Consider the following 13,884-nt stretch of genomic DNA (forward strand, 5'->3'; position numbering starts at 1 on the left):
AAATGCTTCTTTAATAAGTTCTGCATAACCGGAACGTACTTCATGTTCCGGTAAAGAACTTAACGTGTTCACATCATAAATGACAGCTTGCGGTGGATAAAAACTTCCAATCATATTTTTCCCTAATTCATGGTTAATTGCTACTTTTCCACCCACACTGCTGTCATGTGCAAGTATTGTTGTAGGCATTTGAATAAAATCAATACCTCGCATAAAGGTAGCTGCTACAAATCCTGCCAAATCACCGACAACCCCACCTCCAAGAGCAATAATTAGTGACTTTCTATCTAAGTGATAGTTCATTGCTTCTGTTTGGAGGTGATAAAACTGATGTATATCTTTAGATGCTTCCCCATTTTTAATAATAGATTGGAAGACACGCTGTCCTTTTAAAGCAGACAAAACATCATCTAAGTATAAGGAAGCAACCTTATCGTCAGTAATAATTAGGATCGATGAATAATCCTGTTCGATAAGGTCTTGTAACTGAAAACGAAGATTATCTCCAATATGGACGAAATATGAATGAGTAGATGTTTGAATACTCAATTCATTCATTTTAAAAGCACCTTATTTCTTCGCGATAGTCTTCGATTGCTTTTTTAAGCTGAGGAAATTGGTCACTTGTAAATTGTTCCGTTAATGCTTTCGCCAATTCAAAAGCAATGACATGTTCCATTACGACCGCTGCTGCTGGAACAGCACATGAGTCAGAACGTTCGATACTTGCATTAAATGGTTCTTTTGAATCAATATCTACACTTTGCAAAGGTTTATAAAGGGTCGGAATAGGTTTCATTACACCTTTTATTACAAGAGGCATTCCAGTAGTCATTCCACCCTCAAAACCACCAAGACGATTTGTTCTGCGGTAATAGCCTTTTTCTTCATCCCATAAGATTTCATCATGAACTTCTGAGCCATTTTTTCGAGCTGCTTCAAATCCGATCCCAATTTCTGCTCCTTTAAAAGCATTAATGCTCATGACACTACCTGCCAACTTGGCATCTAGCTTCCTATCATAGTGAACATAAGAACCAATCCCGGCAGGCATTCCTTCGACATAAACTTCACAAACACCACCGATGGAGTCACCATCTTTTTTCGCTTGATCGATTCGATCCATCATCTCCTGTTCAACATCCTTATCTAATACTCGTACAGGTGATGCTTCAGAAATTTCCATTCTCTCTTGAATCGTTAAGTCCTCAATTTCTTTTGCTCTGATACCAGCGATCTCTTTCACATATCCAACTACTTCAATCCCTAATTGTTGGAGCATAATTTTAGCAACAGCACCAGCTGCGACTCGAGCAGTAGTTTCACGCGCAGAAGATCTTTCCAGTACGTTTCTCATATCACGATGACCATATTTAAGTGCACCATTTAAATCAGCATGCCCCGGTCTAGGACGAGTCACAACACGACGAACCTTCTCGTCATCGTCAATTGGATCCTCCCCCATAATATTTACCCAACTTTTAAAATCATCATTGTTAACAACTAAAGCGATTGGTGAACCTAATGTATAGCCATGGCGGACACCACTTGTAATTTCTACTAAGTCTTTTTCAATTTGCATTCTTCTACCACGACCGTGCCCTTTCTGTCTACGTAACAAAGATTTATCAATGTCTGCTTTTAACAGTGGCATGCGAGCAGGTACACCTTCAATAATTGTCGTTATTTTTTTTCCGTGAGACTCCCCTGAAGTTAAGTAGCGCATCATCATTCCTCATTTCTTTTGCAAGTCATGTTAATTTTTTTGATAAAAAAATGTATCAAAAAGTGTTAATTGAAATTCACTCGGATTAAAAATTTGTTCCGTGCTTCCAACAAATAAAAAACCTTTTGGATTTAAAGCTTCGCCAAAACGAGTATAAATTAATTTCTTAGCAGGATCAGTAAAATAAATAAGTACATTTCTACAAACGATTAAATCAAGATCAGATGGATATGGATCTTTTAGCAAATTATGTTTCTTAAATGAAATGGAAGCTTTTAGTTTTTCATTTATATGAAACTTATTGTTTTTAAATAGAAAGTATTTTGACTTTTTATGAGCTGGTAAATCTTTCAAAGCAGAAGGATGGTAAATACCTTCTTTAGCCTTTAAAAGTACTTTCTCATCAATATCTGTTGCAATAATAGAATATGTTATATTACTAAAATGTTCTTGCAACATGATCGCCAAACTATAAGGTTCTTCTCCAGTTGAACATGCTGCACTCCAGATTGTAATATGTTTTTTGTTTTTTATTAATTCAGGGATAATTTTATCTCTTAATACATCCCAGCGTTTTGGATTACGATAAAACTCAGAAACATTTATCGTCATCCGATCAAGAAATTCATTTTTTAATACGTCATCACGTGAAAGAGCTAAATAATAACTGGAAAAGTCAGTAAAACCTCTTTTGTTTCGTAATGATGTAAGTCTTCTTTTCATTTGAGCTTCTTTATATAAATTTAAATCGATCCCAAATTCATCATTTACTTTATTTACAAAACTATTATAATCCCCCAACGTATAACCAGCCTTTATTTAAGATAAATAATAGAAAGCCTCCGTATAAAACAGAGGCCAAAAACAGTTATTAGTAGATCCAAGTTTTGTCTTGTTTTTCGTAGTTAACAAGTTCACTTTCATTAAAGAATAGATTAATTTCTCGCTCTGCACTTTCCGCGGAATCGGAACCATGGATAATATTTTTACCAACTGTGATTGCATAATCTCCACGGATTGATCCTGGATTTGCTTCTTGTGGATTTGTTGCACCAATCATTAATCGTGATGTTTTTATTACATTTTCACCTTCCCAAACCATTGCAAAGACTGGACCTGATGTAATAAAATCAACTAACTCCCCAAAAAAAGGACGTTCTTTATGTTCACCATAATGATTTTCTGCAAGTTCTTGAGATATTTGCATTAATTTTGCTCCTACTAATGAAAAGCCTTTTTGTTCAAAACGATTGACAATCTCACCGATCAATCCTCTTTGAACACCATCTGGTTTTACCATAATAAAAGTTTTCTCCATCATCTATTCTCCTTTTTCTTTTACCAACTAGTAAATATAAGTTTTTTTAATGTAATCGTTAAAAAGTTTATCAAATTATGTCAAATAATACAATTAAACTAAAATGTACGTGTTCAAAAAGGAGGATGAAAAAGACCAAGAAGTTCGAGGCGGCGCAGTTTCGAGCAGTGGAATGTATGCATTTAGATACATGAGCAGCGGAGAAACAAGCCAACGAAGAAATTCGCAGTGTCATTTTCACCGGACTTTTTGAACATCCTCTAAAATCGTCTTTTTCCAATTATATTTGCAATTGTTTGTAATGTCTTTTTTGCTCTATTGTTTTGTAAAGGTTTAATAGATTGCAATGCTTTTTGTAAATACAAATTACTTAATTGATACGATTTTTCAATTGCATCTGTTTTATGTAATAAATGTAGTATATTTTGCATGTCTACTTCGTTAATTTCTTTTTCATATTTAAACACTTCCTTGATTTCATGTAAAAAATCAGGGTCTTTCATAGCAAACAAAGTCGGAAGTGTGATGTTACCTTGAATTAGATCACTTCCAGTTGGCTTACCTAACTCTTCAGGTGAAGCAGTGAAATCGAGAATGTCATCAATAATTTGAAATGACATACCGACATTATACCCATAACGGTATAACTGATTTGCCTGTTGTGCAGGTGCACCGGAAGCGATTGCTCCAAGCTTGCAGCTAGTTGCAATTAATAAAGCAGTTTTTCTTTTAATTCTTTTAAGATATTTTTTTAAATCTTGCTCAACATTATATTTATCTTCAATTTGGGCAATTTCTCCTTCTACAACTTTGACGAGCGTCTTTGATAAGGAGTGATGTACATCAGGAACACTTACAGTTGTAATTACTTCGAGAGCTCGGGCAAGAATATAGTCCCCGGTGTACATTGCCACACGGTTGCCATATAGATGTTTAATTGTAGGTTTTCCTCTTCGTAACTCAGCATCATCAACTACATCATCATGAACAAGCGTTGCCATATGGATTAGTTCTAATGCCACTGCAACAGATTTAATTTGTTCGATATTTTGTTTATAATTTCCAAATTGAGCTGATAACAAAACAAAAACTGGACGGATACGTTTCCCGCCAGCACGCAATAATTGTAAGGAAGCCTCACGCAATATCGGATGTTCTGCCTCGATTGTTTCTGTTAATGAATTTTCGATATCTTGTAAGTCTTTCCTTAAAAATCCATAAATATTCGCAAGTTTCATACTTTTCACCTTTTTTACTATCTTTTCTACGGCTGTTATTTTGTCGCCATATGCATGGCTGCAACTCCACCAGTATAGGTTTTAACAGCAACATGGGAAAAACCTGTTTCAAGAAACATTTTTTTGAGCTCATTTTTATCTGGAAATTCTCTTGCTGATTCATGCAACCAGGCATACTCTTTGTAACTTTTCGCAAAAAGTTTTCCGAACATTGGCATGATAAAACGAAAATAAAAGAAATATAATTGCCTAAAGCCTATCAAAGTCGGCTGTGACGTTTCTAAACAGACAACTTTCCCTCCTGACTTGGTTACACGATACATTTCTTTTAAAACTGTTTCATAATCAGGAACATTTCGTAAGCCGAAACCAATCGTTACATAATCAAATGTCTCATCAGGAAATGGGAGTTCCATTGCATTTCCATGAATAAAATTCAATTGCTCTAATCGTTCTTCTTTTTGTTTTTCATGTGCAACTTTGAGCATGTTTTTACTGAAATCAAGACCGGTCACTTCACCTTCAATACCAGTAGCTTTTGCCATGGAAATTGCCCAGTCTCCTGTACCTGTACATACATCAAGTGCCTTACTTCCTTTTTGTACTTGCATTCGTTTCATTACATCTTTTCTCCACGCTATGTGTCGATTAAAAGAAATAACAGAATTCATCGAATCATACTTATTATAAATTTTTTCAAAAACGTGATGGACTCTTTCTTCCTTTGAACTTTCTGTCATGCATTACCCTTCTTCCGCTATTGACGTATTGTAAGATAATTTAAGATTATTTGTAACCATATTTTTGAATGATCCAAATCTATAAGGTAAAGCAGATGTTAGTTTATCCAATGTTCGCTTCCTTAAATCTATATTGTCCTCAAGTTCAGTTAGCACCGATCGATAGTTCGCATTTAATGAATACTTTCTTAAGTAATCTTCAATAGGAGAATACTGATTCATTTCGATCTTTTCTTTTTCTTTCTTAAGTCTATTGATTAATAATAATTCTTTAATAATTGGAATGAGTTCATATTTATCCTTAAGAAATGATGTAACTTCTGCAAATAGGAGAGATTCAATGTCTCTAATTGTGTCTACCAATTCATCGCTTGTTTGAACATTTTCATAATATAATATCATCTTTTTTTCGTTAATTTTTTTTATTGCTGTTGCTAATATTCGGATCATATCAATATCTTCTATCTCGGACAAAAGCATATAATATAATCCACTATAATAATCCCCTGCTAGGACTGATAGTTGCTTTTCAATATTTTTCATATTATTTGAATTCCCATTAGGAACTAATTCATGTGTATCTAAAGCAATTTGCACGAGCATAATCGTTGTCATATAATGCTGTTTTTTAGTAGATGAAATTTCAAGATCCTTATAAAGATAATGTAAAATGTATAATTTATCATAATCAATTAAGGGCTTCTGAATATATTTTTCCACATATGAATGACTTATTTTATTCTCGATCATATGTTTTAATTGATTTGCTTCTTTACTCAATATGTGCACGCCTACCACCTATGCCCTTTCATGCAATCATTACTAATAGTATAGCATAATTTATAATCATGAAGCGAGAATGGATAATTAGAATATTAATTTTGATTAATTCCTACTTACTATCACTTATTTTCTCAACAAAGTCAATAATTATAGAAAGAGGTTGGTTATTTCTATCCCGAGGATGGTAACGTAACAAAATAAAAAAGGGTACGTTGTAGGACGCACCCTAATTTTTTGTTGCTCTATGTAAAATTAGCTTTTTACAGCTTCTTTTAGAGCTTTACCAGCTTTGAATGCCGGAACTTTACTTGCAGGAATTTCAATCTCTTCACCCGTTTGAGGATTGCGACCTTTACGGGCAGAACGTTCACGTACTTCAAAATTACCGAATCCGATAATTTGAACTTTTTCTCCATCTTTAAGTGAATCCATGACAGATTCAAATACAGCATCAACTGCTTTTGCAGCATCCTTTTTGGATAATTCACTCTTCTCAGCTACAGCATTGATTAAATCTGTTTTATTCATGACATTCACCTCCTCCCAAAAAATATAATTTGTTTATTAACAAATTATAAAGCTATTCCCATTTGTTCACCAATTTGCCGTTTTTTATACTTCGTTTGGCAATAAACTGATGATAAAGCTTATACTAACTGACTTTATCATAAAATTCAACATAAAATAGTGAATTTATACGTTTTTTTTTCAACTTTTTTAAAAGCCTTTAAAAATTGCTCCATTTTTACAAAAAAATAGCAAAAATCACGCACAGACGTGACCTTTGCCGTAATAATTTCATCACAATATTTTGATTTTTCATTAAAAAAACTGGATAAATATTTCTTAGAAAACTTGGCTTATCGTTAAAGAAAACATGCCCCTTCAAAGGGGTATGCCGACGTCAGGCGCAAAGCCTGTTCTTAGTCGGCCTTCCTCAGATTGGCGAAAGCCAGAGGTGATGTTGCACTTATGCTAGCGAGTGCAAGCCTTGGCGAGAGTATGAGTTGCACTTACGAGTGATTGACGTGCTAGTGACTTACGCCTGAGACAAATGCTTTACGGTGGGACGAACGAAAGAGCAAATGCCCTTCGATGGGACGAGTAAGCGAAGTCCCAGGACGCCCGAGCTTTTAGCCAGTGAGCATTAGGAAAGTTTCTTTCTTATCTGCCAAATAAAAACAGCTAAATTAGCTGTTATAAAATAATTGCTATTAATCCTCCTGATCCCTCATTAATAATTCTTTCTAGGGTATCTTTTAATTTATATCTAGCATTTTCAGGCATTAAAGATATTTTTGCTTGTATCCCTTCTCTCACAATAGAACTAAGTGAGCGTCCGAAAATATCTGAGTTCCAAATCGATAGAGGATCTTCTTCAAAATCTTGCATTAAATATTTGACGAGTTCTTCACTTTGCTTTTCTGTTCCAATAATTGGTGCAAATTCAGATTCCACTTCCACCTTAATCATATGGATGGACGGTGCTACTGCTTTAAGTCTAACTCCAAAGCGAGATCCTTGTTTAATAATTTCTGGTTCATCGAGCTCCATATCTTGTACAGAAGGAGCTGCAATACCATAACCGGTTTGCTTAACCATTTGCAATGCACCGGCAATTTGGTCATATTCTCGCTTAGCATGTGTAAAATCCTGCATTAATGCAAGTAAATGATCTTTTCCTCGAATTTCTTCTCCAACGATTTCTTTTAATATATTTTCATATAGATTTTGTGGTGCAAATAAATCTATTTCTGCAATCCCTTCTCCCATTTCCATACCCGAAATCTCTGCATGATCAATATATTCGTATTCAGAGAATTCATTAACGATACTGTTTACATCTCTTAATCGTTTAATATTTCTAACTGTCGTTTGAATTGCTTCTTCATAATTGCGTTTTAGCCAATGATTATCATGTAAAACCATTACCCAGCTCGGTAAATTGACGTTTACTTCAAGTACTGGAAATTCAAATAAAGATTCTCTTAATACATTAAATACATCATGTTCATTCATTGTTTCAATACTCATACATAAAACCGGCACATCATGTTCTTCCGCCAATCTCTGGCGTAACAATTCGGTATCTTTATCAGTAGGACGGGCGGAATTAACGATCATAATAAACGGTTTTCCAACTTCCTTTAATTCATGGATTACTTTTGTTTCTGCATCAACATAATCAGCTCTTGGAATATCCCCAATGGTTCCGTCTGTTGTAATTACAATACCGATAGTTGAATGCTCCTGAATTACTTTTCTCGTTCCAATTTCTGCAGCATCATGAAATGGAATAGGGTCCTCATACCATGGGGTATTAATCATCCTAGGACCATCTTCATCTTCAAATCCTTTCGCTCCGTCAACTGCGTATCCAACACAATCAACAAGGCGAACATTCACATCTAATCCATCTTCAATATTGATTGATACTGCTTGGTTTGGAATAAATTTTGGTTCTGTTGTCATAATCGTCCTGCCAGCAGCACTTTGAGGTAATTCATCATGTGCACGGATCCGATCATTTTCCTCTGTGATATTTGGCAAAACAACTAATTCCATAAAACGTTTGATAAAAGTTGATTTACCTGTTCTAACAGCCCCGACTATTCCTAAATAAACATCCCCGTTCGTTCGTTTAGAAATATCTTTAAAAATATCAATCTTATCCAAGTGGTTCCCTCCTCTTCCAAATAACAAACAAAATTTTCCCCATAAGTCCGATACTAATATAAGTCTATGATGTTGTCCGATTAAAATATGACTTGAAATATGATAAACATTATGTATTTAATCCATAGAAAAACCCCTTGTAACACCATATGCTACAAGGGGGAAAATAGACTAATTATTTATTTAAAAAAACTGGTTCATTATTTTCTACCGTATACGGTAAAGAATATGCCGGTACGAATGGATAATGATCTTCAAGTATAGGCCTGATATCGTCTCCTGTTTGATAGGTATGATCAAACTCTTCCAAGGCTTGTTTAAGATCAATACGATAGTCAATATGAATTTTACCATCTGTATCTATAAGAAGTGGTAAGTTTTCATTTGAATAAGGACTAATAACATGTGGTTCTGATTTATATCCTAATTTTTTATAATTTAACTTATAAAGATCTGGAGCAATTTGTTCACCAAAAGGAGGATAAATGTTTTTAGAACGGTAAATATCTAGTTTAACATTTACTGATCTAATTTCTTCTGTCAATCTTAAATCGATTAATTTAACCCTTGGATCATCCTCTGGTGTCACAATTATGTATTGATATACTCCACCATTTTCGTAAGCAGTACCGGGTATTTCTGATAACAATTGATGTTCTTTTAATAGAGAAAAATCAATCAAATATTTTTCATAAATATCAACATCACTCGATTTTGTTTTTATCGGAACTAATCCGTTCGTTTCTTCTACATATTGCAAAACTGCTGTTTGAACCATGTCTAATTGCGCTTCATTTGGGATTTGATTTTTAGCTAATTCATTTTGTGGATATAAACAGCCAGTTAATAAACCAACTATTAATAGACCGATAAATATGATGTATGCTTTTTTCACATTGATGCCCCCTTAACCAGTTGGTCCACTTATAACAATAAATAAAACAATTAATCCACCTGCAATAAAACAAATATAAGCTAGAATGGAAATAATTATACTAAAAATTCCTTGCAATTTCCTTCTACTTAATTGGATAAGAGCAATTGCCAAAATAAGGAGTCCAATCCCTACGAAAGATATAATTTCTTTTATTTCTGCTGCGCTCATTTTTTCACTCCTACGCCTGTCCAATGTCTAAAAGTTATTATTCCTCATCCATTATATCAAATCAAGCAAAAAACTAAACTGTAACGTTGCTATTACGATAGACTAGTTGCGGAAAGAACTAACCGACAAGCAATTTACAGAATAAGAGAGTACTTCCTAGAGTTGAATTTCCTTTGGTCAGCTTTTGTAGCGATCTCCGGCTCCTGTGATTATTCATCGCAATTAATACTGTATTCTGTTCCTCTTTTGCCTTACGTAACTTTATCTATCATTACATGAATGATTCACTGTAACTATGTTAAATATCATTTCCTAGTCGATGAAATATTGGTGTATTTAGACACAAAAATGCCTCATTTTCCATGTTAATTAGAATACTTGGCTTATCTCCAAGTCTTGGCGAGAGTATGAGTTGCACTTACGTCGCGCTTTTAGCCAGTGAGCGAGTCAAGAAAGTTTTCTTATCTGCCAATAAAAATCTGGAATGACTCACGATAAGCCATTCCAGACCGACTAAACAATACCCAGCATCTCTATTTGAAGTTTACTGTTGCGTTTTATAATATGCATATGGTTTTTAAATTGTATCTTCTCTAGCCCATGTTAAGCGATTTTAATCAAAAAATCTTCGTAATGAATCCATTGATGACGGAATTTCATTGTTGATTATGGAACGTACAATCTGATTTTCTTTATCTTTGGAAATTGGTCGATTTGCTAGATTTGATAAACGACGAACAAGAGACCTAATCGTCGCTTCGTCCGATAAGTCATCAAATTGAATCGAATGTGCAATATTATATATTTCATCAATCGAAATATTTGATCTGTCTTCAATTTCTTCCATTATTTTTTTTGCATTTTGATCCAAGATACATTCCCCTCCCTGCGTTCTCAAAAGTAGTATATGCAGGGAAAGTTTAATATGTTTATGTTATTTATCACGAACCATTTATCGATGAAAAATCGTCCATTTCTTGTTTTTTATCCCGATTCATCAGTTGCTCAACAACAAATTTAGGTTTTTTATCATTAAATAAAATATCATAAAGACCATTCGTAATCGGCATTTCTACATTCATACTTTTACTTAATTGATGCGCTGCTTTTGTAGTTCTAACCCCTTCCACAACCATATTCATTTTACTTAACACTTCGTCTAACGAGTTACCTTTCCCCAATAAATTACCTGCTCGCCAATTTCTACTATGAACGCTTGTAGAGGTTACAATTAAATCCCCAACACCACACAAACCAAGAAACGTTAATGGTTTTGCACCCATCGCTGTTCCAAGTCTTGTAATTTCCGTTAACCCTCTAGTTATTAATGCTGCTTTAGCATTATCTCCAAAACCGAGACCATCCGATATTCCGGCCCCTAATGCAATAATATTTTTTAATGCACCTCCAAGTTCAACTCCAATGACATCCGAGCTCGTATAAACGCGAAAAGCTTCATTTATAAAAAGGCTTTGGATAAATTTAGCTCTATTTTCATTTTTAGCGGCAACTGTTACGGTAGTAGGGTGACGTAGAGCAACTTCTTCCGCGTGACTTGGACCGGATAATACGACAATATCATCCGTTTGATATGCTGGAATTTCTTCACCAATTATTTCTGAGACTCTTTTAAACGTTTCGGGTTCTATTCCTTTGGCAGCATGAACGATTGTAACATCTTCTGGCAAATCATCTCGAACCAATCTGCAAACTTCCCGAATCGCACTTGAAGGAACGACAAAACAAATCGCCTCAACTTCATTTATTGCGTCTTTAATTTCATGATAAGCTTTAATTCTCTTTGGTAGACTAACGTCCAGGTAACGATTGTTTGTATGGGAAATATTAATTTCATCAACCTGTTCTTTTCGATGCGACCATAACCTAACGTCGTACCCTTTATCCGCCAAGACGATAGCTAAAGCAGTTCCCCAACTTCCTGCACCTAATACTGCAACTTTTCTCATATTCAATTCTCCTTTAACTTCTTTGTCTAGCAATAATTTTTATTGGTGTACCCGTATAACCAAAAGATTCTCTAATTCTATTTTCAATAAAACGTTTAAAAGAAAAATGCATTATTTCAGGGTCATTAACAAACACAACAAAAGTTGGTGGTTTCACAGCAACTTGTGTTGTATATAGTACTTTAAGTCGTTTTCCCTTTACTGTAGGAGTTGGATTTACAGCAAGTGCATCCATAATAACATCATTTAATACATTTGTTGGAATTCGCTTCGTGTGACTCTCGCTGACAAGTTTAATAATTGGTATTAATCTTTGAAGACGTCTTTTCGTTTTTGCAGATAAAAAGACGATAGGTGCATAGTCCAAAAATTGAAACTCATCTTTTATATCTTCTTCAAATTGTTTCATCACTTTTTCTCCAGGTTCAACCGTATCCCATTTATTTACTACGATTACAATCGCTCTTCCTGCATCATGAGCGTATCCTGCAATTGTTTTATCTTGTTCACGAATTCCTGTTTCTGCATCAATAACGACGAGTACTACATCTGAGCGATCAATCGCCTTTAAAGCCCGGAGAACACTATATTTCTCTGTTGATTCGTACACTTTACCTCGTTTTCTGATTCCAGCTGTATCGATAATAACAAAGTCTTGATTATCCTTATGTATGAACGTATCGACAGCGTCTCTTGTGGTTCCTTCAATGTCACTCACAATAACCCGTTCTTCGTTTAGTATCGCATTTACTAAAGATGATTTACCAACATTTGGACGTCCTATAACACTAAAGTATATTACTTCATCATCTTCTTTTTCATCATCGACCTCGGGAAAATGCCGAATTACTTCATCTAATAAGTCCCCTAAACCTAACCCATGAGTTCCTGATATTGGGTAAGGATCTCCAAATCCAAGTGCATAAAATTCATAAATTCGATCGCGCATTTCCGGGTTATCTATTTTATTTACAGCCAAAACGGTAGGTTTCTTTGATCTATATAGTAATTTTGCTACTTCTTCATCGGCAGCTGTTACACCGTCTCTACCATTAACTAAAAAGATAATAACATCAGCTTCTTCAATTGCTATCTCGGCTTGATGTCTAATCTTTGATAACAGAGGTTCATCTGTTATTTCAATTCCGCCAGTGTCAATAATGTTAAAATGCGTAGACAACCATTCAACTTCCGCATAGATGCGATCTCGCGTCACTCCAGGTATATCCTCTACGATGGAAACCCTTTCTCCAATTAGACGGTTAAATATTGTTGATTTTCCTACATTAGGTCTTCCCACGATTGCTACTGTAGCTTTTTTCATGAAAGGACATCCTTCCTAAATTAATTCAAATCTTTATTCATTTTATCAAAATCGTTAAGTTATCACAATTTGTTCTATCTTCTTATACTACGTTTCTCCGAAATTTATTTGAAATTGTAAATAGACATGTCTGAATAAATTGTATGATGATGAGCAAAAGTATTGTAATACTTATATGAATAAAAAATGTATGTTCTCCAATAATATTATTTAATCGATAACTGATGACAATCATTTCATAAATCAGTTGACCGAATGTTATTCCAACCAGTGCTGCAGTTATTTGTTCATATTGTTTTGGTAAAAGAAACGAAACTACTACTACACTAAGAACTGGTATCATAAAGTAGGAAGGCATAAAAAACCATATTGGTGTTATTTTTTTCCACATGAGTAAGGAAACATATCCTATCATAATGGGAAATGTGGCGATCATTTTATAAATAGAAAAAACATCGGTTACATAAAAAATGATTACACTTAATAAAAAGCATAGGAATGCTATAGAAACAGAAACACCATTGATGTTTAAAGACATATTTGTAGTGATGATTGTTATTAATATCCAAAACAAAAATAGTGTGCGTTTCCTTCCAGTATCCATAAAAAAATAAACGATAATAAAAATTATCCACATTAGCCAATAAAAAAGAAATTCTTCATTCATTTACATCACCTTCTATCATAACAGTATGTATGAATTAAATAAGCTTTATACTTTTAATAGAAAGTGATTGAATATACATTTGCATGGTAAACAGGGACAAAAGAGTTTTGTTCATAGAGAAATCCGAACTATGATCCAAACTTTAATTGAAAAAGTTTGGGATAGTTCGGATTGGTTTTTCCATAAACTGTGCAGTCAAGTTCGAATAGTGATAGTCTCTACCGCTACGGAAATACACTGCGCTTTCCGCAGGCGGCTGATGAGCCTTCCTTGTGCTGCGCACTGCGTTGTCTCACCTAGGCCTTTCCTCCTGCAGGAGTCTCCGTGTATTTCCTTCGCT

Annotated in this window: 15 protein-coding genes; all 15 read right to left on the reverse strand. The window is 34.5% G+C overall.

Features of this window, described 5'->3' with window-relative positions:
- Window positions 1-558 (reverse strand): 3-dehydroquinate synthase family protein (locus ACPYKA_RS11635; RefSeq protein ID WP_479542447.1); only part of this gene is annotated, 558 nt, incomplete at its 3' end.
- Between the two features lies 1 nt (window position 559).
- Entirely contained in the window at window positions 560-1,726 is a 1,167-nt protein-coding gene (gene aroC / locus ACPYKA_RS11640; RefSeq protein ID WP_479542448.1) for a chorismate synthase, read from the reverse strand.
- A 30-nt stretch (window positions 1,727-1,756) separates the two neighbouring features.
- Window positions 1,757-2,527 carry a CheR family methyltransferase gene (locus tag ACPYKA_RS11645; protein WP_479542449.1) on the reverse strand — a complete coding sequence of 257 codons (771 nt, stop codon included), beginning with the start codon at window positions 2,525-2,527 and terminating at the stop codon, window positions 1,757-1,759.
- A gap of 70 nt (window positions 2,528-2,597) precedes the next feature.
- Window positions 2,598-3,044, reverse strand: coding sequence for a nucleoside-diphosphate kinase (ndk, locus tag ACPYKA_RS11650; protein WP_479542450.1), 447 nt, complete (start codon window positions 3,042-3,044; stop codon window positions 2,598-2,600).
- Window positions 3,045-3,304: 260 nt separating this feature from the next.
- Entirely contained in the window at window positions 3,305-4,282 is a 978-nt protein-coding gene (hepT, locus tag ACPYKA_RS11655) for a heptaprenyl diphosphate synthase component II (protein ID WP_479542451.1), read from the reverse strand.
- A gap of 35 nt (window positions 4,283-4,317) precedes the next feature.
- A complete protein-coding gene (gene menG / locus ACPYKA_RS11660; protein WP_479542452.1) occupies window positions 4,318-5,022 on the reverse strand; it encodes a demethylmenaquinone methyltransferase in 705 nt (234 codons plus the stop codon).
- Between the two features lie 3 nt (window positions 5,023-5,025).
- On the reverse strand, window positions 5,026-5,802 hold the full coding sequence (locus ACPYKA_RS11665; protein WP_479542453.1) for a heptaprenyl diphosphate synthase component 1: 777 nt from the start codon (window positions 5,800-5,802) through the stop codon (window positions 5,026-5,028).
- A gap of 255 nt (window positions 5,803-6,057) precedes the next feature.
- Window positions 6,058-6,333, reverse strand: coding sequence for an HU family DNA-binding protein (locus ACPYKA_RS11670; RefSeq protein ID WP_336259944.1), 276 nt, complete (start codon window positions 6,331-6,333; stop codon window positions 6,058-6,060).
- 669 nt (window positions 6,334-7,002) lie between these two features.
- Complete coding sequence (gene spoIVA / locus ACPYKA_RS11675) at window positions 7,003-8,481, reverse strand: stage IV sporulation protein A (RefSeq protein WP_479542454.1); 1,479 nt, start codon at window positions 8,479-8,481, stop codon at window positions 7,003-7,005.
- Window positions 8,482-8,656: 175 nt separating this feature from the next.
- Window positions 8,657-9,376: a hypothetical protein gene (locus tag ACPYKA_RS11680; RefSeq protein WP_479542455.1), complete on the reverse strand. Its 720-nt coding sequence runs from the start codon at window positions 9,374-9,376 to the stop codon at window positions 8,657-8,659.
- Window positions 9,377-9,388: 12 nt separating this feature from the next.
- A complete protein-coding gene (locus ACPYKA_RS11685; RefSeq protein WP_479542456.1) occupies window positions 9,389-9,586 on the reverse strand; it encodes a DUF2768 domain-containing protein in 198 nt (65 codons plus the stop codon).
- A 613-nt stretch (window positions 9,587-10,199) separates the two neighbouring features.
- A complete protein-coding gene (locus tag ACPYKA_RS11690) occupies window positions 10,200-10,457 on the reverse strand; it encodes a stage VI sporulation protein F (RefSeq protein WP_479542457.1) in 258 nt (85 codons plus the stop codon).
- 70 nt (window positions 10,458-10,527) lie between these two features.
- Window positions 10,528-11,553: an NAD(P)H-dependent glycerol-3-phosphate dehydrogenase gene (locus tag ACPYKA_RS11695; RefSeq protein WP_479542458.1), complete on the reverse strand. Its 1,026-nt coding sequence runs from the start codon at window positions 11,551-11,553 to the stop codon at window positions 10,528-10,530.
- A gap of 13 nt (window positions 11,554-11,566) precedes the next feature.
- The gene (gene der / locus ACPYKA_RS11700) at window positions 11,567-12,877 is read right to left on the reverse strand and encodes a ribosome biogenesis GTPase Der (RefSeq protein WP_479542459.1); all 1,311 of its coding nucleotides are present in this window, start codon (window positions 12,875-12,877) and stop codon (window positions 11,567-11,569) included.
- A gap of 82 nt (window positions 12,878-12,959) precedes the next feature.
- Window positions 12,960-13,544, reverse strand: a complete 585-nt coding sequence (locus ACPYKA_RS11705) for a YphA family membrane protein (RefSeq protein WP_479542460.1) — start codon at window positions 13,542-13,544, stop codon at window positions 12,960-12,962.
- Window positions 13,545-13,884 lie beyond the last annotated feature (340 nt).

Source organism: Pseudogracilibacillus amylolyticus (SeqCode) (assembly GCF_051918545.1).
Classification (GTDB): Bacteria; Bacillota; Bacilli; order Bacillales; family Amphibacillaceae; genus Pseudogracilibacillus.